The organism is Nocardia sichangensis, assembly GCF_047200615.1.
GTDB lineage: Bacteria > Actinomycetota > Actinomycetes > Mycobacteriales > Mycobacteriaceae > Nocardia > Nocardia sichangensis.
Genome location: NZ_JBJZOK010000057.1, coordinates 1 through 22322, shown reverse-complemented (window position 1 = coordinate 22322; position 22322 = coordinate 1). Strand labels below are relative to the sequence as shown.

At 68.6% G+C, this 22322-nt stretch carries 23 protein-coding genes; 18 read left to right on the top strand and 5 right to left on the bottom strand.

The annotated features are described in order from the left end of the window. The first annotated feature begins 114 nt into the window (after positions 1-114). Genes ACL03I_RS37960 through ACL03I_RS37950 form a run of 3 tightly spaced genes read left to right on the top strand, consistent with a single transcriptional unit; the run spans position 115 to position 1929 of the window. On the top strand, positions 115-846 hold the full coding sequence (locus tag ACL03I_RS37960) for a rhomboid-like protein (RefSeq protein WP_412808459.1): 732 nt from the start codon (positions 115-117) through the stop codon (positions 844-846). 37 nt (positions 847-883) lie between these two features. Further along, positions 884-1573, top strand: coding sequence for an endonuclease NucS (nucS, locus tag ACL03I_RS37955; protein ID WP_412808458.1), 690 nt, complete (start codon positions 884-886; stop codon positions 1571-1573). Positions 1574-1620: 47 nt separating this feature from the next. Next, positions 1621-1929, top strand: coding sequence for an ATP/GTP-binding protein (locus tag ACL03I_RS37950; protein WP_356966870.1), 309 nt, complete (start codon positions 1621-1623; stop codon positions 1927-1929). 97 nt (positions 1930-2026) lie between these two features. Here ACL03I_RS37950 and ACL03I_RS37945 read toward each other — a convergent pair whose 3' ends face one another. Together ACL03I_RS37945 and mce are read right to left on the bottom strand one after the other, a co-directional pair. Then, entirely contained in the window at positions 2027-3028 is a 1002-nt protein-coding gene (locus ACL03I_RS37945; protein WP_355081524.1) for a coiled-coil domain-containing protein, read from the bottom strand. Positions 3029-3114: 86 nt separating this feature from the next. Continuing rightward, a complete protein-coding gene (gene mce, locus ACL03I_RS37940; RefSeq protein ID WP_356966872.1) occupies positions 3115-3588 on the bottom strand; it encodes a methylmalonyl-CoA epimerase in 474 nt (157 codons plus the stop codon). Between the two features lie 127 nt (positions 3589-3715). Between mce and ACL03I_RS37935 the strand changes: the two genes are divergently transcribed. From ACL03I_RS37935 to ACL03I_RS37870, 14 genes are all read left to right on the top strand, one after another. Continuing rightward, entirely contained in the window at positions 3716-4894 is a 1179-nt protein-coding gene (locus tag ACL03I_RS37935; protein WP_355081520.1) for an acetyl-CoA C-acetyltransferase, read from the top strand. 667 nt (positions 4895-5561) lie between these two features. After that, on the top strand, positions 5562-6689 hold the full coding sequence (locus ACL03I_RS37930; protein WP_355072945.1) for a glycosyltransferase family 4 protein: 1128 nt from the start codon (positions 5562-5564) through the stop codon (positions 6687-6689). 29 nt (positions 6690-6718) lie between these two features. Continuing rightward, positions 6719-7102: a polyketide cyclase / dehydrase and lipid transport gene (locus tag ACL03I_RS37925; protein ID WP_355072943.1), complete on the top strand. Its 384-nt coding sequence runs from the start codon at positions 6719-6721 to the stop codon at positions 7100-7102. Positions 7103-7139: 37 nt separating this feature from the next. After that, positions 7140-7574: an SRPBCC family protein gene (locus ACL03I_RS37920; RefSeq protein ID WP_355072941.1), complete on the top strand. Its 435-nt coding sequence runs from the start codon at positions 7140-7142 to the stop codon at positions 7572-7574. Continuing rightward, positions 7571-8872, top strand: coding sequence for an ArsA family ATPase (locus ACL03I_RS37915; RefSeq protein ID WP_355073000.1), 1302 nt, complete (start codon positions 7571-7573; stop codon positions 8870-8872). The genes ACL03I_RS37920 and ACL03I_RS37915 overlap by 4 nt, the downstream gene beginning before the upstream one ends. Then, on the top strand, positions 8862-9278 hold the full coding sequence (locus ACL03I_RS37910; protein ID WP_355072940.1) for a hypothetical protein: 417 nt from the start codon (positions 8862-8864) through the stop codon (positions 9276-9278). The genes ACL03I_RS37915 and ACL03I_RS37910 overlap by 11 nt, the downstream gene beginning before the upstream one ends. Further along, positions 9275-10285: an ROK family protein gene (locus ACL03I_RS37905; RefSeq protein WP_355072938.1), complete on the top strand. Its 1011-nt coding sequence runs from the start codon at positions 9275-9277 to the stop codon at positions 10283-10285. The genes ACL03I_RS37910 and ACL03I_RS37905 overlap by 4 nt, the downstream gene beginning before the upstream one ends. Positions 10286-10463: 178 nt before the next feature. Then, a complete protein-coding gene (locus ACL03I_RS37900) occupies positions 10464-11195 on the top strand; it encodes a lysophospholipid acyltransferase family protein (protein WP_355072936.1) in 732 nt (243 codons plus the stop codon). 44 nt (positions 11196-11239) lie between these two features. Next, positions 11240-11911: a phosphoribosylanthranilate isomerase gene (locus ACL03I_RS37895; RefSeq protein WP_356965157.1), complete on the top strand. Its 672-nt coding sequence runs from the start codon at positions 11240-11242 to the stop codon at positions 11909-11911. 72 nt (positions 11912-11983) lie between these two features. Further along, entirely contained in the window at positions 11984-12748 is a 765-nt protein-coding gene (locus ACL03I_RS37890) for a sporulation protein (protein ID WP_355072930.1), read from the top strand. 70 nt (positions 12749-12818) lie between these two features. Next, positions 12819-14384 (top strand): alkaline phosphatase D family protein, encoded by a 1566-nt coding sequence (locus tag ACL03I_RS37885; protein ID WP_412808457.1) that lies wholly within the window; start codon positions 12819-12821, stop codon positions 14382-14384. A gap of 52 nt (positions 14385-14436) precedes the next feature. After that, positions 14437-15714: an FAD-binding oxidoreductase gene (locus tag ACL03I_RS37880; protein ID WP_355072926.1), complete on the top strand. Its 1278-nt coding sequence runs from the start codon at positions 14437-14439 to the stop codon at positions 15712-15714. Positions 15715-15813: 99 nt separating this feature from the next. Continuing rightward, positions 15814-16113, top strand: coding sequence for a YciI family protein (locus tag ACL03I_RS37875; RefSeq protein WP_355072924.1), 300 nt, complete (start codon positions 15814-15816; stop codon positions 16111-16113). A 290-nt stretch (positions 16114-16403) separates the two neighbouring features. Beyond that, on the top strand, positions 16404-17501 hold the full coding sequence (locus ACL03I_RS37870; RefSeq protein WP_412808456.1) for a CSLREA domain-containing protein: 1098 nt from the start codon (positions 16404-16406) through the stop codon (positions 17499-17501). On the opposite strand, the gene ACL03I_RS37865 is transcribed toward ACL03I_RS37870, so the two are convergent. From ACL03I_RS37865 to ctaC, 3 genes are all read right to left on the bottom strand, one after another. Next, entirely contained in the window at positions 17498-18154 is a 657-nt protein-coding gene (locus ACL03I_RS37865; protein WP_355072920.1) for a TetR/AcrR family transcriptional regulator, read from the bottom strand. The genes ACL03I_RS37870 and ACL03I_RS37865 overlap by 4 nt on opposite strands. A gap of 126 nt (positions 18155-18280) precedes the next feature. Beyond that, positions 18281-18697, bottom strand: a complete 417-nt coding sequence (locus ACL03I_RS37860) for a cytochrome c oxidase subunit 4 (RefSeq protein WP_355072918.1) — start codon at positions 18695-18697, stop codon at positions 18281-18283. Between the two features lie 13 nt (positions 18698-18710). After that, on the bottom strand, positions 18711-19802 hold the full coding sequence (gene ctaC, locus ACL03I_RS37855; RefSeq protein WP_355072999.1) for an aa3-type cytochrome oxidase subunit II: 1092 nt from the start codon (positions 19800-19802) through the stop codon (positions 18711-18713). A gap of 364 nt (positions 19803-20166) precedes the next feature. Here ctaC and asnB point away from each other — a divergent pair, with 364 nt between their 5' ends. Continuing rightward, positions 20167-22110 (top strand): asparagine synthase (glutamine-hydrolyzing), encoded by a 1944-nt coding sequence (gene asnB, locus ACL03I_RS37850; RefSeq protein WP_412808455.1) that lies wholly within the window; start codon positions 20167-20169, stop codon positions 22108-22110. Positions 22111-22322 lie beyond the last annotated feature (212 nt).

Sequence of the window (22322 nt, the reverse complement as noted above, 5' to 3'; positions counted from 1 at the left end):
GGCGAGAACGTTTCGCAGCAATTTCAGAGGGAACTACAAGCACACACAGCGCGCGGACGACAATGATGGATGGTGGAGACGGATCGCTGTCCCGCGCGAACAACGGAGGTATGTATGGTCGTCGCGACGACGCCGGGTCACCCGGCGCCGCCAGCCCCCGCCACCTCGACGCGACCGCGTTGGTGGCGGCCGAGGCTGCCCGCGACGGCTGTGTACTTGGCGGGGCTGGTCGTCGTCTCGGCGATCTTCTCCGTCCTGAGCGACTCCGCGCAGACGAGGGTGGTTCTGCACGCGAGCACGAACCTGCACAACCTGCTGGACGGCCGGATCGGGACGTTGCTGGCAAGCGCGTTCGTGATCGGCGACGTCGTCGGGTCGTGGGTGATCATCCCGCTGCTGGCCTGTCTGCTCGCTCTCGCCGAACTGCGCTTCGGCGCGTTGCGGTTGGTGCGGGTTTTCCTGGCCGGCCACATCGGCGCCACGTTGTTCGTCGCGGCGGGGCTGTGGGTGGGCGTTGAGGCCGGATGGGTGCCCACGAGCATCCGCTGGGCCGAAGACGTCGGTGTCAGCTACGGCGCCATGGCTTTGGTCGGCGCGCTGGTGGCCGCCCTGCCCTACCGGTGGCGCGCCGCCTGGTCGACGCTCTGGTTCATCGTCGCGGTCGAGGGTGTGCTCATCGAGCGCACCTTCACCCAGGTCGGCCACATGGTGGCGTTGATGATCGGCACCGTGGTCGGGTTCTGCATGGTCTGGGCCAGGACGACCACCCGTCGGCGGCTGACCCGGATCGAAAGCGCCCTGCTCGCCGTCAGCGTGGTTCTCGCGGCGATTCTGCTCATGGGCTGACGACGGGGGCGTGCGGGCGTTCGCCTACAGTGCTTGGGTGCGCCTAGTGATTGCTCGCTGTCAGGTCGACTACGTAGGGCGACTCACCGCCCATCTTCCGATGGCCCGCAGGCTACTGCTGGTGAAAGCGGACGGCTCGGTGCTCGTGCACTCCGATGGCGGCTCGTACAAGCCGCTGAACTGGATGAGCCCGCCCTGCTGGCTGGAGGAACGCAACGGCGACGCGCAGCTCCCGGAGGGAGCGAAGGCGCTGTGGATCGTCGCCAACAAGGCCGGCGAGGAACTTCGCATCACCATCGAGGACATCGAGCACGACTCCTCCCACGAACTCGGCGTGGACCCGGGCTTGGTGAAAGACGGTGTGGAGGCTCATCTCCAAGAGCTGCTGGCCGAGCACGTGCATACGCTCGGCACCGGCTACACGCTCATCCGCCGCGAGTATATGACCGCGATCGGCCCGGTGGACCTGCTGTGCCGGGACGCCGACGGCGGCACCGTGGCGGTGGAGATCAAACGGCGCGGTGAGATCGACGGCGTCGAACAGCTCACCCGCTACCTCGAGTTGCTGAACCGGGATCCGCTGCTGGCTCCGGTGGCGGGCGTTTTCGCCGCCCAGCAGATCAAGCCGCAGGCGCGCACCCTTGCCGAGGATCGCGGTATCCGCTGCCTCACACTCGATTACGACGCCCTGCGTGGCACGGAGAGCAACGAATTCCGCTTGTTCTGAACTCGGGGGCGTGCGGGGCGCACGCCCCCGAGTAATAGGCTTGTCGCATGCCCCGCCGGAAACCGCGTTCGGATCGCCACGCTGATCACTCGCGGTCGGGAGGCGCGCCGATCGGCGATGTCTTCGGACGGACCGAATCAGGCCCGGACGGTGATGAGACTTATGTGGTCCGCACCATTCCGGGCACCCGCGCTGTGAAGACCTACCGCTGCCCGGGCTGTGACCACGAGATTCCGCCCGGCGTCGCGCACCTCGTCGCGTGGCCCGCTCATGGCGGAGAAGACGACCGCAGGCATTGGCATCGCGGGTGCTGGAACGGTCGCCGTACTCGGAAGATCACCCGACGCTGGTCCTGATGCCCACAAACGGGTGCGGAATTAAGGAAGGCCGCCCCGGTGGGGGCGGCCTTCGGTGAATTCGGTTCAGTTTTGCTGTAGTCGCCTCAGTCCGACGTCAGTTGCTGACGTCGGCGCTCTCGCGCTCTTCCGAGTCGATATCGTCGTCCTCGGTGGCGACCTCGGGGATCGCCTTCTGACGGGAACCGGTGACCGACTTGGTGTTGCCGCCGATCGACTTGCGCTGATCAGGAACGCCGTCCAGCAATTCGCTTTCCCGGTTGACCGCGGCGAGCATCGCGGGCACCGAGTCGAGCTGACCGCGGATACCGAGCAGCTGGGCGAGCACGCGGCCGCGCAGCACGCGCATCTCCTCGGCCAGCTCCTTCGCGTGCGCGATCTTGCGCTCGGAGGTCTGGGTGGCGGAGGTGATGAGGCGGTTGGCCTCGTCGGTCGCGTCCTTGATCCGCTGGGCGGCCTCGGCGCGGCTGGTGGCTTCCAGCTCTTCCATGGCGCGGGTGAGCTTGGTGCGACGCTCGGCCATGGTGGCCTCGAAGTCCTGCTGGGTGGCCTTGCGCTTCGCGTCGGCTTCCTTCGCGATGCGGTCGGCCTCGGCCTGAGCGGCCTCGATGATCTTGGCGGACTCGGTGCGTGCGTTCGCGAGGGTCTGCTCGAATTCGATTTCGAGCGCCTCGCGCTTCTCCTTGGTCTCCGCGAGCAGCGACTCGTACTTGCCACGCATCTCGGTGGCCTGCTGCTCGGCGATCGACACCATCTCGGCGGCTTCGGCCTGCGCCAGGGCACGGACCTCGGACGCCTCGTCGGAGGCGAGACGGAGCATGCGGGAGATGCGGTCGGACATGCCTTCCGCGGTGGTCGGCGGCACCGAGAGTCGGTCGACCTCCTTGCGGAGTTCGTCGATCTCGTCGCGCGCGTCTTCCAGCTGGCTCGCGAGGTTACGTGCTTGTGCCGCAGCCGCATCGCGGTCGGTGGCGGTGACTCTCAGTTCCGCGTCGAAGCGGTCGAAGTAATTACGCACCTCGTCTTGCGCATAACCCTTGCGCACAACGGTGAAGGGCAGTGCAACGAAGCGATTGCGATCGGACTCGGGTGACGACATGGCACACAAACTACAGCCTGAAGACAGCCGATGGTGACTCGACTGCGAATGTCATTCCAACGAGTTTTCCCGACCTGACGCCGATACTAGTGCGTAACATTAGCGTTCGGTTCGACCAACTCGATCAGCACACCTCCAGCATCCTTCGGGTGGATGAAATTGATGCGAGAATCGGCCGTTCCGTGCCGTGGAGCCTCGTACAGCAAACGCAGACCCTTGGCGCGCAGGTACGCGGAGACGGCCTCGATGTCGGTCACCCGGTAGGCCAGTTGCTGCAAGCCGGGCCCGCTGCGGTCGATGAACTTCGCGATCGTCGATTCCGCGTTGAGCGGTGCCAGCAACTGCAGGGCAGTGGCGCGGTCGGGTGCGCCGGGCAGCGACAGCATCGCCTCGTGCACGCCCTGAGCCTCGTTGACCTCGCGATGGGTCTCGATCATGCCGAGGTTCTCCGCGTACCAGGCGACCGCGGTGTCGAGATCCGGCACCGCGATGCCGACGTGGTCCACCGCGGTCACGTAGTCCGCGGGGATGAAAGATGACTGTTCGGTAACGTTGCTCACCATTCGAAAGTAGCGCGACCTGGCACGGGGCGCGCGTGACGCACCCGCTACCGTTGAGTAGAACACCTGCTCTCGCATTGCCCGGTGTGGGCGCGAGCAGGTCCGATCTACGAATGCGAGGCTCGTCGTGACCACTTCCGTGATCGTCTCCGGTGCGCGTACCCCGGTCGGCAGGTTGCTCGGAGGTCTGAAGGACTTCAGCGGTTCCGATCTGGGCGGGTTCGCGATCAAGGCGGCGCTGGAGAAGGGCGGTGTCGCGCCCGACCAGGTCGACTACGTGATCATGGGTCAGGTGCTCACTGCGGGCGCGGGCCAGATCCCGGCCCGGCAGGCGGCGGTGGCGGCGGGCATCCCGATGGACGTGCCCGCGCTGACGCTGAACAAAGTCTGCCTGTCGGGCATCAACGCGATCGCGCTGGCCGACCAGCTGATCCGGGCGGGCGAGTACGAGATCGTCGTCGCGGGTGGCCAGGAGTCGATGAGCCGGGCGCCGCACATGCTGGAGAAGAGCCGGGAGGGCTTCAAGTACGGCGACGTGACGCTGCGTGACCATATGGCCTACGACGGCCTGCACGACATCTTCACCGATCAGGCCATGGGCGCGCTGACCGAAGCGCGCAACGAGGCCGATCGGATCAGCCGCGAGGATCAGGACGCGTTCGCGGCGGCTTCGCACCAGCGTGCGGCGGCGGCGTGGAAGAACGGCGTGTTCGACGACGAGGTGGTCCCGGTCGCGGTGCCGCAGCGCAAGGGTGATCCGGTGCTGGTGACCACGGACGAGGGCATTCGCGCCGACACCACGGTGGAGTCGCTGGGTAAGTTGCGTCCGGCGTTCCGCAAGGACGGCACCATCACCGCGGGTACCGCGTCGCAGATCTCCGACGGAGCCGCGGCGGTCGTGGTGATGAGCAAGGAGAAGGCGCAGTCGCTGGGGTTGAGCTGGATCGCCGAGATCGGTGCGGCGGGTGTGGTCGCGGGTCCGGATTCGACGCTGCAGGACCAGCCCGCCAACGCGATCGCCAAAGCCTGCGCACGCGAGGGCATCTCGCCCGCCGACCTGGACCTGGTGGAGATCAACGAGGCGTTCGCCGCCGTCGGCATCGCGTCCACCCGCAAGCTGGGCATCGACCCGGAGAAGGTGAACGTCAACGGCGGCGCCATCGCCATCGGCCACCCGCTGGGCATGTCCGGCGCCCGCATCCTGCTGCACCTGGTGCTGGAGCTGAAGCGCCGCGGCGGCGGCGTCGGCGCGGCCGCGCTCTGCGGCGGCGGCGGACAGGGTGACGCGCTGATCGTTCGCGTCTGAGTTCGGCGGGGCGATGCCCCGCGCCGAATCGTGCCGATGGCCGCCCCGACGTGGGCGGCCATCGGTCGTTCTGCTGAGGGCCACCAGCCATCGCAAGGTGACAGATCGGGGCGACGAGCGGCCGCCCGGCTCGTGGCGAGCCGTAGGCAGCGGTCGCCTTGCCATCGGCGAGCAATGCGGCTACGAGCGGCAGGTCTTCGTGCAACCTGGTCACGTCGTCCGATCGCTGCCCAGGCAGCGGGGCTCCGGATCGCCGGGTCGGAACTCGGCTGGCGTAGGGGTGGTCGCGTCATCCGTGGCGCACTTCACCCGAAGCAGTCGTTTCGCTACTGGTGCCATGCGCAACTGCGATCAGAAGGTGACCGATGTTGCGATCGCACCGGCCGATCAGCGCGTTCAAGAAAGCGAGGGGCATTCGCGGCGTTCGCGCGGTCCTGGCCCTGGTCCTGGTCTCGAGTTCGCATGCCGACGCGCCCAGCGCACCGCAACCACGTCTTTCGAGCGGAGCGAGACCGAGCCTGTTCCGTTCGCGGCCCGGCTCGCGTTTGCGCGGCCGCCGCGTACGCGACGAAGGAGCAAGCGGCGGTCGCGCAAACGCGAGCCATAAGGGGGCCGCGAACACGCAGCGCCGCAGGCGCTGCAAATCAGACCCAGTATTTTGTTGCGCATGGCTCGAACTCTGCTGGTTACCAATGATTTCCCGCCGCGGCCGGGCGGTATCCAGTCGTATCTGCAGGCGTTGGCCGGTGAGCTGCCGCCGGACGACCTGGTGGTCTACGCTCCGCGCTGGCGTGGCGACAGCCATCTGAAGTTCGATGCCCGGCAGAAGTTCCAGGTCATTCGCCATCCCACCACGCTGATGCTGCCGACTCCGCTGGTGCTGCGCAGAGCCGCGCGCCTGTTGCGCAGCGAGCAGTGCGACACGGTGTGGTTCGGGGCCGCGGCGCCGCTGGCGCTGCTGTCGCCCGCTCTGCGTCGCGCGGGCGCCGAACGGATTCTGGCCAGTACCCACGGCCACGAGGTCGGCTGGTCGATGCTGCCGGGGGCCAGGCAGGCGCTGCGTGCCATCGGCGAGCACACCGATGTGGTCACCTACGTCAGCCGCTATACCCGCCGCCGGTTCGCGTCCGCGTTCGGCTCGAACGCGGCGCTCGAGTATCTGCCGCCCGGGGTGGACTCCGAGGTCTTCCGCCCGGATCCGGCCGCGCGGGCCGAGCTGCGCGAACGATACGGCCTCGGCGACCGGCCGACCATTCTGTGCCTGTCCCGGCTGGTGCCGCGCAAGGGGCAGGACGCGCTGATCCTGGCGATGCGCGATATCCGCGAGCGTGTGCCGGGCGCGGTCCTGGTGATCGCGGGCGGCGGCCCCTTCGAGGACAAGCTGCGCGCCCTGGCGGTCGCCGCGGGCGTCACCGAGGACGTGGTGTTCACCGGCCGCGTGCCGTCCGGTGAGTTGGCCGCGCATCACACGCTGGCGGACGTCTTCGCGATGCCGTGCCGGACCAGGGGCGCGGGGCTGGATGTGGAGGGGCTCGGCATCGTCTACCTGGAGGCGTCGGCGTCCGGTGTCCCGGTGGTGGCGGGTAACTCCGGCGGCGCGCCGGAGACGGTGATCGAGGGCAAGACCGGTCGCGTGGTGGACGGGCGTTCCGTGCAGCAGATCGCCGACGCCCTGGTGGACATTCTGTCCGACCGGGATGCCGCCGCGCGGATGGGCGCGGCGGGCCGCGCGTTCGTCGAGCAGCAGTGGCGCTGGGACAGCTTGGGCGCGCGCCTGCGACAGCTGCTGCGGTGATCCGCGTCGCATCTACTACGCTCAGCGGAGTGAGCAGTATCCAGGTCGCAGATCAGACCTTCGTCGCCGCACCGGGGGCCGCCGTGGCCGAGCTGCTGGCGGGACCGAACAATTGGCGCCGTTGGTGGCCCGACCTGGCCCTGGATGTCCGTGAGGATCGAGCCGAGAAGGGTATCCGCTGGTCGGTGTCCGGTGGCCTGACGGGGACCATGGAGGTATGGCTGGAGCCCGCGCTCGACGGGGTGATCCTGCACTACTTCCTGCACGCCGAGCCGGAGCCCGCGCTGCCCGCGGGCAAGCTCGCCGCCGCCAACCGGGCGCGCCGGGTCGCGGGCAAGAACATGTCGTTCGAGGTGAAGTCCCGCCTGGAGGCGGGCCGCCCCGCCGGTGTCAGTCCCGCGCCCCAGCCTTGATCTACCAGCACCGACGCTGAAAGGAACCGCTGTCCGAATGGCCGACCGGACCCAGAGATCGATCGTCATCGAGGCCCCGTCGCAGCAGGTGATGTCCGTCATCGCCGATCTGGAGTCCTATCCCGAGTGGGTATCCGCGGCGAAGTCGGTCGAGGTGCTGGAGGTGGGGCCGGACGGTCTGGCCAAGACCGCGCGGTTCGTGTTGGACGCCGGGGTGGTCAAGGACACCTACGTCCTGTCCTACGAGTGGCGCGCCGACCGTAAGGCGGTCAGCTGGCGGCTGCTCAGCGGCGAGTTGCAGAAGGCGCAGAACGGCACCTACGAGCTGATCGATCGACCCGGCGGCACCGAGGTCGTCTACACGCTCACCGTCGACCTGAACATCCCGATGATCGGCATGTTCAAGCGCAAGGCCGAGAAAGTGATCACCGATACCGCGCTGAAGGAACTGAAGAAACGGGTCGAAGGCTGACCGCGCACAAGACCCGGGTCGAGCTGTTCATCGGCAAGGGTGGGGTGGGCAAGACCACGCTCGCGTGCGCCACCGCCATGGCCGAGGCCAGGTCGGGCCGTCGCGTGCTGATCGCCTCGCTGGATCAGGCGCATTCGCTCGGCGACGCGCTCGGCTTCCGTTTTCCGCACGATCCGGGCACCGTCACCGGCGTCGCCACCGTGCTGCCCGGACTGGACGTGATCGAGATCGATTCGCTCGCGCTGCTCGAGGACCGGTTCCGCGACGTGGTGCGGGTGATCTCGGCCGGCCGCGGGCACGAGCACGGTTTCGACCTCGCCGCGCTGGACCCGGCGGAACTGACCGGATTGCCCGGCGTGCAGGAACTACTGATGCTGGTGGAGATCGCCCAGTTCGCCGCCGAGGACGACTGGGATCTGATCGTCGTCGACTGCCCGCCCTCGGCGGACATGCTGCGCATCGTCACCGCGCCGGGCACGCTGCTGGGTTACGTGGAACGGATATGGCCGCCGCACGCACGGGCGATGAGCGCCGTCGGCACCGACCTGCGGCGCGCCGTGCTCGCGGCCACGGTCGAACGAATCGTACGGGCGGTCACTGAAGTTCGCGATCTGCTCGCCGACCACCGGCGCACGCGGGCGCGGCTGGTCACCCTCGCCGAGCGCGTCGCGGTGGCCGAGTCCCAGCGGGTGCGCTCCGCCGCGGCGCTGCTGGGCCTGCGGCTGAACGCCGTCGTGGTGAACAAAGTGCTGCCCGATCTCGCGCCGCCCGACGGAGCCGAACATCCGGCGGTGCAGTGGTATTCGAACCGGCGCGGCGAGCAATCCGATGTCATCGCCGAGTTGCGGAGCACGATGCCGGGTATACCGGTGGTGATCGCGCGGCACACCGGCCCGGAGCCGATCGGGCTGAACTCGCTGGCCGCGCTGTCGTACGCGATGGACTCGGCGGGCGACACCGGGGACGCTGCGCTTATGCTGAGCGACAATCAGACGGAGGTCGACGCGAGTTCCGGCGAACCGCTGGTTCTCCTGGAATCCGGCACCGGATTGCAGTCGGTGTACGCGCTGCGCATGCACCTGCCGGTGGTCGACGCCGCCACATTGCGCCTTGGCCGAGTGGAGGACGATTTGATCGTGGGAGCGGACGGTGTCCGGCGCCGGGTGCGCCTGGCGCCGGTATTGCGGCGGTGCACGGTCGACGGCGCCGAACTCGATGACGGATATCTGGTGGTCCGCTTCCGGCCCGATCCGCGGGTCTGGGCGCACGCGTCCGAAAGTCGCGACCATGACCGGTGATCCGCACTCGCCCAGGGGCGAGGAGGTCGGCGGCCACACCGCGCCGGACGGTGTCGCCGAATTCGCCGAGGAACTGAAGCTGCTGGCCGAGGCGGTGCTGGAACGGGTCGAGCCGGTGTTGCGGCGCGCGGCCGACGGACAGGTCGAGTGGTCCAGCTGCAGCTGGTGCCCGGTGTGCGCGGCCGCGGCGCTGGTGCGCGGGGAGCACCACGACGTGCTGGCCGCGGTCGCCGATCACGGCACCGCGATCGTCACCGTGCTGCGCGAGGCGCTGGCCGGAGTGCCGGTCGAACCCGTCATGCCCACCGAAGCCGACCCGGAGACCGGCGCGCCGCATCGCCATGGCCGGCCCGGGGACGACGACGGTCCCCGTTACGTCGACATTCCCGTGACGATCAAGGTATGACGCACCAGATGGCCGGTACGCGACCGCTGACCGTCGGAATAGACGTCGGCGGCACCAACATTCGGGCGTCGGTGATCGATGACAGCGGCGAGGTGCTGGACACGGTCCAGGCGCCGACGCCGCATTCCGCGCGAGCGCTGGAGGACGCGCTGGACCGGGCCGTGCGCGACCTGTCCGGCAGGCATCCCATCGGCGCGGTCGGCCTCGCGGTCGCCGGGTTCATCAACGGCGATCGCTCCACCGTCCGGTTCGCCCCGCATCTACCCTGGCAGGACGCCCCGGTCGCCCAGCGTCTCACCGAACGGCTGGAACTGCCGGTGATCCTGGAACACGACGCCAACGCGGCGATGTGGGCCGAGTATCGGTTCGGCGCCGCCGCGGGCGGGCACAACGTGGTGCTCATCGCGATCGGCACCGGCATCGGCGCCGCCCTGCTGATCGACGGCCAGCTGTATCGGGGCACGCACGGCGTCGCACCTGAACTGGGTCATCTGCAAGTCGTTCCGCAGGGGCGGCCCTGTCCGTGCGGCAAACGCGGGTGCTGGGAGCGCTACTGCAGCGGAACCGCTTTGGCGGAGACCGCGATCGAGATGCTGGCCAGCGATACCCTGCGCTCCGTGCTGGCCAGGGATGTGGCACGCGATCCCGGCTCGCTGACCGGACGGCGGGTCGCGGGCGCCGCGCAGGACGGCGACCCTCTCGCCGTGCGGGTGATGGCCGACTTCGCGCGCTGGCTCGGGCTCGGGCTGGCGTTCGTCAGCGACATCTTCGATCCGGACCTGGTGGTCATCGCGGGCGGCGTGAGCAGTTCGGCGCCGTTGTTCCTGGACGAGGCGCGCGAAGAGTACGCGCGCGCGATCACGGGCGCGGGACACCGGCCGCTGGCCCGCATACGAACCACCCAACTGGGTGAGGCCGCGGGCATGATCGGCGCGGCCGACCTCGCGAGGGCGGCACTGCCCTCGGGCGCGCGTAAGTCCGCGCGCGTCGCGCGGACCAGTCGTTGACCACGCCGCCACGACCCCTCGTGGCCTGCCGCGACACGCCGGTCGTCGTCATCGCTCGGCGTCGGGGCCGAAGTGTGGTGAGATTCGCCGCTGCGGTTGGATGTGATCTTGCACCGGCGGTAAAGTCGGCAATTGAAGCAGGTGCCCGCAACTATCCCGGTCCCGGGGGAAGGACGTCATGTTCTACTGGCTGCTGAAGTTCGTGCTGCTGGGACCGTTCATTCATCTCTACAACCGGCCTACGGTCGAAGGCGTAGAGAACATTCCGGCGGACGGGCCGGCCATCATGGCGGGTAACCATCTCTCCTTCGCCGACTGGCTGTTCGCTCCGTTGCTCAGCCCGCGGCGGATCAGCTACCTCGCCAAGGCCGAGTACTTCAACACCCCGGGCATCAAGGGCCGGCTCCAGAAGTTCTTCTTCAGCGCCTCGGGCCAGTACCCGATCGATCGCAGCGGCGCCGACGCCGCCGAGGACGCGCTCAACGCCGCCCGCAAGCTGCTCGACCAGGGCCGTCTGGTCGGCCTCTACCCCGAGGGCACCCGCTCCCCCGACGGCCGCCTGTACAAGGGCAAGACCGGCTTGGCCCGCCTGGCGCTGGAGACCGGCGTCCCCGTCATCCCGGTCGCCGTCATCGGCACCGACGAGGTGAGCCCGCCCGGACCGTTCCGCTGGCGCCGCAGGAAGGTGACAGTCAAGTTCGGCGAGCCCATCGACTTCTCCCGCTACGACGGCATGGGCGGCAACCGCTTCGTCGAGCGCGCCGTCACCGACGAGGTCATGTACGAGCTCATGCAGCTCACCGGCCAGGAGTACGTCGACGTCTACGCCCACAGCCTGAAGAAGGGCGTCCCCAGCGGCAGCCACCCCGCCGCCGTCCCCGTCCGCATCCCGGACACCGCCGCAGGCTGATCACTCCATCTCAGGACGATCAGGGTCCCCTCGAGCCGGCTGACGTGCGCCCGTCGACCGTACGGACGAAGATCTGTGGCATCCGATCGGAGGCCGACCTGCGCGCGGCCGTCGCCGCGGGCGCCGACGCGGTCGGATTCATCTCGGGCGTAACGCATGTCAGTGAAGACGCGCTCGACCGGCGTCGCGCTGCCACGCTGGCGGCGGCCACCCCGCCGTTCGTCACCCGCGTGCTGGTCACACATCTGGAGGACCCGGCGGCGATCATCGCACTGGCCGACCGGGTGGGTGTGGACGCGATCCAGGTCCACGGGCTGGTCTCCGCCGATGTGGTCGCCCGGGTACACGAACGCGCGGCCGGGCGGCCGGTTCTCGCCGCCGTACACGTGACCGGTCCGGAAGCCGTCGGCGCCGCACGCGCCGTGGCTCCGTATTGCGATGCGGTGCTGCTCGATTCGCGCACTCCCGACCGGCTGGGCGGCACCGGACGCGCACACGATTGGTCGATCAGCGCCACCATCGTCGGCACGATGGCCGAGTTCGACCGTCCCGTCGTGCTGGCAGGCGGCCTCACGCCCGCGACGGTCGCCGCGGCCGTCGGACAGGTCCACCCGTACGCCGTCGACGTCAACAGCGGCGTCGAATACCCCGGCGGCGACAAGGATCCCGCTGCTTGCGACGCCTTCGTCGCCGCCGCTCGATCGGCGCTGCCCTAGACTCGGCCGAGTCGTCCACAGCGACAAGGTAATGACAAGCCTTCGGTAAGACGGCGCGGCGAAAGTACGGGCATGTTCAAGAAGTTGTTGGCGGTGGCCGGGGTCGGTGGGGCCGAAGTGGAGACCGAGTTGTTCACGCCGGGTGTGCAGCCCGGGGGCACGGTGGAGGGCGTGATCCGTTTGCGGGGCGGGGCGGTCGCGCAGGAGATCACCCAGGTGGCCGTCGAGTTCGTGACCAGGGCCGAGCAGGAGTACGAGGATCACGAGGGCGTGCGCGACGTCGCGTTCGGACGTATCGGAGTGCACGGACCGTTGCATCTGCCCGAGGGGGCGCCGCTGGAGTTCCGGTTCGCGGCCCGCGCGCCGATGGAAACACCGATCACGTTCTACAACGGACGACACCTGCCCGGCACGGTGGTCTCGCTGCGCACGATCGTGGAGATCCACGGCGCGGTGGATGCCGCCGACACCGACCCGATCGGCGTCGGCGCCCTGCCCGCTCAGCACGTGCTGCTGGAAGCGGTGGAACGCTTGGGATTCCATTTGCGTAGCGCGGACGTGGAATCCGGCCGGGTGCACGACACGCCCCAGACGCTGCCGTTCTACCAGGAGATCGAGTTCGCGGGCGCACCGCACTACCCGGGCCTGAACCAGCTCGAGGTGACTTTCGTTCCGACCGAGACCGGCATGAGCGTGGTCCTGGAGGCGGACAAGCGCGGCGGTTGGCTCTCCGAGGGCCGCGACGTGTTCGACGCGCTGTGGGTGGACTACCAGCACCTGGGCGGCGTGGACTGGGCGGGCGAACTGCACCACCGTATAGCGCGCCTGGCGCACTGACTCTTGCTTGTTGTCCACACGGACCCGGCCCGTTCACGCGCCGTTGACGTAGTTGCGTCAGGGTTGCCTCATGACCGGCTCGGACTCGAGACCATCCCGGCGCACCGTATTGCGCGCCTCCGCGCTCGGACTGGTGGCGGCCCCCGCACTGGCGGCATGCTCGCCGGACAACGGCCCCGCGCTGGTCCGCGGGCGGCCGGTGCTCACACACGGTGTCGCGGTGGGTGATCCGCGCGCGGACGGCGCACTGATCTGGGCCCGCGCCGATCGCCCCGCCACCTTGCTGGTGGAAACCGCCGCCACGGAATCGTTCACCGATCCCAAGCGTTTCACCGGACCGCTGCTCACACCCGATTCCGACGGCACCGGCCGGGTGCGGGTCAGCGGCCTGCCCGCCGGAACGCAGGTGCACTACCGGGTGACGCTGCGCGGCGAGGACGGCGCCACCTCCGAACCGGTCACCGGCGTCTTCCGCACCGCGCCCACCGCCGCGTCGGACATCCGGCTCCAGTGGTCCGGCGACGTCGCGGGCCAGGGCTACGGCATCAACCCGGAGCTGGGCGGCATGAGGATCTTCGCCGTCATGGCCGCCCGCGACCCGCATCTGTTCCTGCACTCCGGCGACTCGATCTACGCCGACGGACCGCTGCGGGACTCGGTCGCCCTGCCCGACGGGCGGATCTGGCGCAATGTGGTCAGCGAGGCGAAAAGCGCTGTCGCGCAGACCCTCGACCAGTTCCGCGGCAACTACGCCTACAACCTGACCGACGAGAACTACCGCCGCTTCAACAGTTCGGTCGCCCAAGTGGTCCAGTGGGACGACCACGAGACGGTGAACAACTGGTACCCGGGCGGACTGGTCGGCGAGTCCAAGGGCTACACCGAACGCTCCATGGACACCCTGGCCACCCGTTCCTGGCAGGCCTTCCACGAGTGGATGCCGCTGGAGCCGAGGGAAGCGGTGGACGGCCGCCTGTATCGCAAGATCTCCTACGGTCCGCTGCTCGACGTCTTCGTGCTGGACATGCGCGCGAACAAGGACGCCAACAACGCGAACAACGGCCCCGACGGCCGCATCTTCGGTCCGGCGCAGACGAAGTGGCTCGTCGACAGCCTGCGCGAGTCCACCACCACCTGGAAGATCATCGCCAACGACCTGCCGCTCGGCTTGGTCGTCCCGGACGGCGAACAGAAGAACACCACCGCCTTCGAGGGACCCGCCAACGGCGATCCCGGCGCGCCGTCGGGCCGGGAACGCGAGATCGCCCAGGTGCTGTCGTCGATCAAGGCGAACAAGGTGGCCAACGTCGTCTGGCTCACCGCCGACGTGCACTACACGGCGGCGCACCGTTATTCGCCCGAGCGGGCGGCCTTCACCGACTTCGACGAGTTCTGGGAGTTCGTCTCCGGTCCGCTCAACGCGGGCGCGTTCGGCCCGAACCAGCTCGACGGCACCTTCGGTCCGGAGGCGGTCTACGTGCACGCCCCGCCGGTGCAGAACAGCTCGCCACTGGACGCCTTCCAGCATTTCGGCGAGGTGCGCATCGACGGAAGGTCAAGGGAACTGACCGTAGATCTGTGCGACGCCGCCGGATCCGTCCTGTTCAGCAAGAGCCTTGCGCCGGCGTCGCGGTGACACCCCGCTTCGGGGGAGCGGCGCGGGCCGCGCTGTGGTTAGCTCTTCTGCCATGAGCACGCCGCACATTGTCTCCAACGCCGAGGAATACCTCCCCCGCGATACCGCCGATGTCGTTCGCACGGTGCGGGATTCACGTGGGCGATCGGAACGGCTGATGGTGCGCGGCGGCGAGCTGCTCGACGAGGGCCTCGCGCTGCCCGCTCAGCCGACCGTGGTGTCGCTGCGCCGGATGAATCAGGTGCTGGACATCAACCTGGGCCGGCGCACCGTCCGGGTGCAGGCGGGCGCCAAACTCTCCGATATCGACCGCAGGCTCGGCGCGCACGGCCTCGGCCTGCCCGTCGTCGGCGATCACCGCGACATCACCGCGGGCGGCTTCGCCTCGGTCGGCGGCGTCAGCGCGGCCTCGCACAAACACGGCCTGTTCATCGACCAGATCGTCGATCTGGAGTACGTGGACACCGACGGGCGCATCGGCACCTGCGGGCGCACCCACCACACCGAGCGGTTCCAGCGCATCCTGGGCGCGGGCGGCCGGGCGGGCATCATCACCGCGCTCACCCTGGACGCGATCGAGATCGACAAGGAACGCACCTGGCTGACCACCGACGCCGACCGGTTCCTGGACTTCGACTCCTTCGTCGAGCACGCCTATGCGGAGATCTTGCGGCCCGGCAACGCCGAACTGCAGGTCGGCCGCTGGGTCGATACCGCGCCGCTGAAGGTGGCGCGCCCGGTCGGCACCGGTCACGTGCAGCTGGGCACCGTGCGCTTCGGGCAGTGGTCGAGCCTGTACCCCACCGCGCCCACCAGGGGACTGCGCGCCCGGCGCGAGGTCGGGTCGCGCGCGCGGAAATCGCTGGGCGCCATCGCCTCCGCCGCGCCCGGCAAGGCGGGCATGCCTGTGCGCAACGCGGCCGCGGGCGCGGTGCTGTTCGCGCCGAAGGTGCAAACCCTCCGCGATGCGGAGTATCTGGCCGATACGGCGCTCAGCTCGTCCGAGCGTGGGCCCGCCTACCGGGTGGGCATTTTCGCGCCCCTGTCGAGCTATACGTCGGTGTTCTACCGCCTTCACGATCTGTTCTCGGGACACCGGGAACGCACCGGCTGCTTCACGGTCATCTCCGCGATGACCTACGGCGTCCGCTCGCGCTACCTGCGCGCCGAATCCGCCGCCCGCGGCCTGCCCGCCGAAGACCACGGCCTGATCACCTTCACCTGCCGCCTGCGCCCTGCCGCGCTCCCGTCGGAACAGTTGCGCGACATCGTCTCCGGCATCGAGGAGATCTGCCGTTCGGAGAACTCACTGCGGTACGAAGCCGAGTAGCGGTTCGGCCCGTACCGTCCCTCGGTCGAGGGCCGCTGGTGCGCGTGCCGCCGGAAATCGCCATGACCACCGATCAGGGCCAGCGCTAGCGTTGCGTTCATGTTCGTCGTGACCGTCACCTACACCGTTCCGCTCGCCGAAGTGGACCCCCTGCGCCCCGCTCACGGTCGCTGGCTGGAGCAGCTCATCACCGACCGGCACCTCGTGCTGGCGGGACGCCGCGTTCCACTGGTGGGCGGCGTCTACCTGACCACCGATATGCCGCGCGATCGGCTCGACTCGATCCTCGCCACCGATCCGTACCTGCTCCACGGCGTCGCGACGCACGAGGTCGTGGAGTTCACGCCACTACTCGGCGCGCCCGAGGTGATCGCGGCCTCCGACCGCAACGGAGCCTGAGGTGAGCCGGATACAGTGGGTCTGATTCGCGAGCACGCACCGCCGAATTCGCCACTCACAATCGGTGAAACTCCGACTGAGCGCTTCTCGGGCCCGAGGTAGTTCTCGAACACCGCCCTGCCGCGGCTGTCAGGATGCGGACGACGCCGATGCCGATCAGCGACTGCGGACCGAATTCCGGAAAACGCCACCGGTAGCGGGTTCTGATGCGACATAGTGGTAAACGCTCACGTTCCCTACTTATACGCGAGCGTACCTTACTCCATGTTCGTGATCGGATCAGAGACCTCATGAGGACGAGCACATCTGCCGCGGCGATCAGCGCATTCGCCATCTCAGCCCTGGTCGCGGGGACCGTGGCCGGTTTTCCCGCAGCGGCCGACGCCGACGTATCACCCACCGCGGGTGCGCCGGGTGTGATAACGGTGGACTCCACGACGGACGACGTAGCGGCCGACCCAGGCAGCGGGCAATGCCGCACGATCTCCGGCGCCTGCACGCTGCGCGCCGCGGTGCAGACGGCCAATGCCCGTCCAGGCAGCACAATCGTGGTTCCCGCCGGTCGATACGTGTTGACGATCGCCCCCGACCAGCGGAAAGTACAGGGTCGCAACCCTGATCCGACCACGGGCGACCTGAACCTGACCGCCCCCACGACGCTGCGCGGCGCCGGTCGCGATCGAACAGTGCTGGACGCCGACGGGATCGACCGGGTGCTCAGTGTCGCCGCGCCGGTGACGTTGGCGGGATTGACGGTGACCGGCGGAGTCGCCGCCCAGCACGAGATCCCGTTCTATGACACCGGCGGGGGCGGCATCGCGAATTCGTCGGATCTCGTTCTCGACGACGTCGTGGTCCAGGGCAACAGCGCCGGATACGGCGGCGGCATCTTCAACGTGCCCGGCTCGGACTTGAAGACGAGGAATACGGTCATCTCCGGCAATTCCGCGGGCGAGGCGGGCGGTGTGCGGTGCGACAACACCTGCACCTTCACCGATACCACGATCGCGGACAACCACGTGGTCGACCCCGGAGTCTGGTACCGCCCTGGCGGATTCGCCGGACGCGGCGGCGGCGTCGACGTTCGGGGAAGGGGCGTGGTGACCTTCGATCGCGCGACGATCACCGGGAACACCGCATCCGACGGCGGCAGTGGCATCAACGTCGCGCCGGCCTACCTCGACACCCTTCCACGCCGGTTGACCGACCTGGTGGACGTCCCTCTCGGCACCGTCCTCCTGCGGGACTCCACGATTCTCGGCAACAGGTCCGGGACAGCTGTGGTCAACTGCGCCGAGGTGTTCGCGAGAATTGCCTCGGAAGGTGGCAACACCAGCGACGACGCATCCTGCAACCTCACCGGGGCCGGCGACAGAGTTCTGTCCTAGTCGGCGGGCGTCGGCGGCCCGAGCAAGGCGCGGTGGATGTACACGACGGCTTCCTCGAGCTCGAGCAAGTCTCCTCCGGCACGGAGGGTTCGGCGGATGGCCTCGTTGGTCGCGTCGGTGACCGCCAGGTACGCGCAATCGGGAACGGTGGAGTCGACGGGGCCCGCTGCCGCACGCCACGATCGGATGAATCCCGCGAACCACTGCTGGCATCGTTCGAACGACTCGATCGCGCGCGACCCGGCCACAGCGGTTTCCAGGTAGAAGGCACGGGCGAACGAAGGCTCGTCGCGCAGCAGCGTGAGGTACTCACGGATGCCGCGGCGGAGCGCTTCGAGTGGCGTCACCGGCTCGGACGAGATCTGCCTCATGACCTGCCGGAGATGATCGATCATCAGATCGCGGCCGGTCTCGGCCGCCGCGAGGAAGCAGGCTTCCTTGTCCGGAAAGTGCTGATAGAACGTCCGACGCGAAACCTTCGCGGCAGCGGCGATATCCGCGATCGTCGCATCGAGGTAGCCCCGGTCGGCGACGACGACCGTGACCCCGTACAGCAGGCGCTGCCGTTGCGAGCCCGTCACCAGGTCACGAGCGAGGCCGTGCGGTCCGTGTGGTAACGCCTTCAAGGTCGGTTCCAGCAACTTCTCTCCCACCCGCACCTTCATAGCAGGTGCGGGGCCCGGAGCTACCCAGGACTCCACCGCTTCGGCAGCTCGTCGCACACGCGAAACGGCCCCACCGGATTTTTTCCGGTGGGGCCGTTTCGGCAGATCTTCGGCTCAGTGCTTCTCGGGACCGAGATAGTACTCGAACACCAGCCCGGCGGCGGCGGTCAGGACGCACACGACGCCGATGCCGATCAGCCAGAACTGGAAGAACGCCAGGCCGAGCGCGGTCACCGAACCGGCGGCGGCCAGCGTGATCGGCCAGAAGCTGCCGGGCGAGAAGAAGCCCAGGTCGCCCGCACCGTCGACGATCTCGGCGTCCTCGTAGTCCTCCGGGCGCAGGTCGAGACGACGGGCGACGAACCGGAAGTAGGTCCCGATGATCAGCGACAGACCCGCGGTCAACACCATGGCCGTGGTGCCCGCCCACTCGACACCCGTACGCGACTGACCGGTGAAGAAGCCGTAGACGCCCGCGATGATGATGAAGAACACCGTGAGCAGTTCGAAAATCCGCGCTTCGATCTTCATGTCAGATCAATCCTCACTTGCTCTCGGCCGAGGCCGCGCTCTTGGTGTCGCGCCTGGTGTTGAACGGCGCGGTGGACGTGGCGACCGGAGCCTCCCCGATGGACTCGAGCGCCTCGGCGTTGGTCTTGCCCGCCTGGCGCGCGTCCAGGTACTTGGTGAACTTGTCCGGCGTGACCGCGCGGACCTCGAAGTTCATCATCGAGTGGAAGGTGCCGCACATCTCGGCGCAGCGGCCGACGAACGCGCCTTCCTTCTCGATCTTGGAGATCTGGAAGACGTTGTCGGAGTGGTTTTCCTTCGGGTTGGGCATCACGTCGCGCTTGAACAGGAACTCCGGCACCCAGAAGGCGTGGATCACGTCGGCGGCGGCGAGCTGGAACTCGATGACCTTGCCGGTCGGCAGCACCAGGACCGGGATCTCATTGCTCGAGCCGATCGTCTCGACCTTGTCGTAGTGCAGGTAGGAGAGGATGTCGTTCTCCGGCTTGCCGTGTACCGGGCCCGGCTGCGGGTGACCGTCCTTGGTCCGTTCCTTGTACCCCTCGAGCTGCTCCTGGTTCAGCGCCTCACGCGAGGTGTCGATGCCGTCGAACCGGTAGCCGTCCTTGAAGTCGACGTTGCGGTAGCCGAACTTCCAGTTCCACTGGAAGGCGGTCACGTCGACAGTGACGTCGGGGTTGTCCACCTTCTCGTGCACGTAGTTCTGCACGACCACGGTGAAGTAGAACAGCACGGCGATGATGACGAACGGAATCGCCGTGTAGGTCAGCTCCAGCGGCACGTTGTAGCCGGTCTGGCGCGGGAACTCCGGAGAGTCGGCCTTCTTGCGGTGGAACGCGATGGTCCAGAAGGTCAGACCCCAGACCAGCACGCCCATCGCCAGCGCGGCGATGACCGACCAGGTCCACAACTCCCGCATCCGGGTGGCCTGCGGCGTGATGCCGGACGGCCAGCCGAACCGCAGCCAAACAGTGTCGATCGAGCAGCCCGAGACGAGCAGCGCGGTGATCCCCAAGGACACCGCCAGCCCGGCCCGCCGAAGGATACGGCCCTGCCGACCCCGGGCGGGTCGTGCCCCGATCTCTTCGCTCGCCTTGTGCGCCACGCTCACGCCTTCCTGGTCGCCACACATTCCGACAGTGCATCGTCCGGGCTGCGATGGGCCCCGACGATACGTCCTAAGCTCGTATCAGGGCACTCCCCGGGCCGGCGCATTCGCGCGCGGGTCGCCTGAGAGAGACCTGAGTACTACGCAGCGTAGACCAAACGCACCCCCCCTTTGTCGTCGGGTCGGCTTCGACACCTCACCGGGCCCGCCGGGATCATCGTCACCAGCGATTCCGCCCTGAGGTGACGCGCGCGACGCGCGGACGCCCTAGGTGCGGCATACTCGGACACTAGATTTCGTCCCCTTGCGCCCCATCCGGTGCGCGCGTATCCCGACTGTGAGAAATGAGGTTGCCGACGCCGTGTGTGGACTGCTCGGATTCCTGGCATCTGACGAGGCGGCACCTGGCACGGTGGAGCAGGTCTACGAGGCCTTGCACTGCGTGCGCCACCGCGGCCCGGACGAGCGCGGCACCTGGCACGACGACCATGTGATCTTCGGGTTCAACCGCCTGTCGATCATCGACATCGAGCACTCGCACCAGCCGCTGCGCTGGGGCCCGCCCGAGCGGCCCGACCGCTACGCGCTCACCTTCAACGGCGAGATCTACAACTATCTCGAGCTGCGCGCGGAACTCGCCGAGGCGCACGCCGCCGAGTTCCCGGACGGCAAGATCTTCCAGACCGAGGGCGACAGCGAGGCCATCGTCGCGGCGTTCCACTACTGGGGTCCGGAGGCGGTGCGGCGGCTGCGCGGCATGTTCGCCTTCGCGATCTGGGACACCGAGACCAACGAGCTGTTCCTGGCCCGCGACCCGTTCGGCATCAAACCGCTGTTCCTGGCCACCGGGCCGGGCGGAACCGCGTTCGGCAGTGAGAAGAAGAGCCTGCTCGAACTGCTGCCCGCGCTGCGGCTGAGCGACGAGCTGGACCCGCGCGCGCTGGAGCACTACACGGTGCTGCAGTACGTGCCCGAGCCGGAGACGCTGCACAAGGACGTCCGCAGGCTGGAATCGGGCAGCTACGCCACCGTGCGGCCCGGCGCGGCGCCGGTCGTCACCCGGTACTTCATCCCGAAGTTCCCGGTGCGCCCGTTCACCCCCGGCTCGGCGGCGTCCCGCTACCGGGAGATCGCCGCGGCGCTCGAGGACTCCGTCGCCAAGCACATGCGCGCCGACGTGACGGTCGGCTCGTTCCTGTCCGGCGGCATCGACTCCACCGCGGTCGCGGCGCTGGCCATGCGGCACAACCCGAAGCTGATCACGTTCACCACCGGGTTCGAGCGCGAGGGCTACTCGGAGGTGGACGTGGCCGCCGAGAGCGCCGAGGCGATCGGCGCGCGGCACGTGGTGAAGGTGGTCTCCCCCGCCGAGTTCGCCGCGGCGATCCCGGAGATCGTCTGGTACCTCGACGACCCGGTGGCCGACCCGGCGCTGGTCCCGCTGTACTTCGTCGCCAAGGAGGCCCGCAAGCACGTCAAGGTGGTGCTCTCGGGTGAGGGCGCCGACGAGCTGTTCGGCGGGTACACCATCTACCGCGAGCCGCTGTCGCTGAAGCCGTTCGAGAAGCTGCCCCGCGGCCTGCGCAGGCTGGCGGGCAAGCTGTCGGACCGGATTCCGGACGGCACGAGGGGCAAGAGCCTGTTGCACCGCGGCTCGCTCACGCTGGAGGAGCGCTACTACGGCAACGCGCGCAGCTTCAGCGACGCCCAGCTGCGCGCCGTGCTGCGCGAGTTCCGGCCGGAATGGACCCACCAGGACGTCACCGCGCCGCTCTACGCGCAGTCGCGCGGCTGGGATCCGGTGGCCCGGATGCAGCACCTGGACCTGTTCACCTGGTTGCGCGGCGACATCCTGGTCAAGGCCGACAAGATGACCATGGCCAACTCGCTGGAACTGCGCGTGCCGTTCCTGGACTCCGAGGTGTTGAAGGCGGCCGAGGGATTGCCGTTCGACCAGAAGATCACCAAGGAGACCACGAAGTACGCGCTGCGTCAGGCGCTGGAGGGCATCGTGCCGCCGCACGTGCTGCACCGCGCCAAACTCGGCTTCCCGGTCCCGCTGCGGCACTGGCTGCGCGGCACGGAACTCTACGACTGGGCGCAGCAGCAGATCGCGGAGTCGCAGACCGACCACCTGCTGAACAAGGCCGCGATCAGCGAGATGCTGGTCGCGCACCGGGCCGGGACCGCCGATCACAGCCGCAGGCTGTGGACACTGCTGGTGTTCATGGTGTGGCACGGCATCTTCGTCGAGGACCGGATCAAGCCGGAGATCCAGGAGCCGGTCTACCCGGTCTCGCTCTGACCCCGAAACGCGGGAAAGGCGCGCCCCCCGCCCGGGGGGGGGGGGGGGGGGGGCCGCGGGCGGCCCCCCGGGGGGGGGGGGGCCCCCCCCCAACCACCCCGACGGGAACGACGACGCAGCCCACCCCCCCAACACGGACATCCGCCCACACGAACCCGCCCACACCCGAACGGACGCACGCGCACCAACCGGCGAGGCAGCCCACCGAGTGA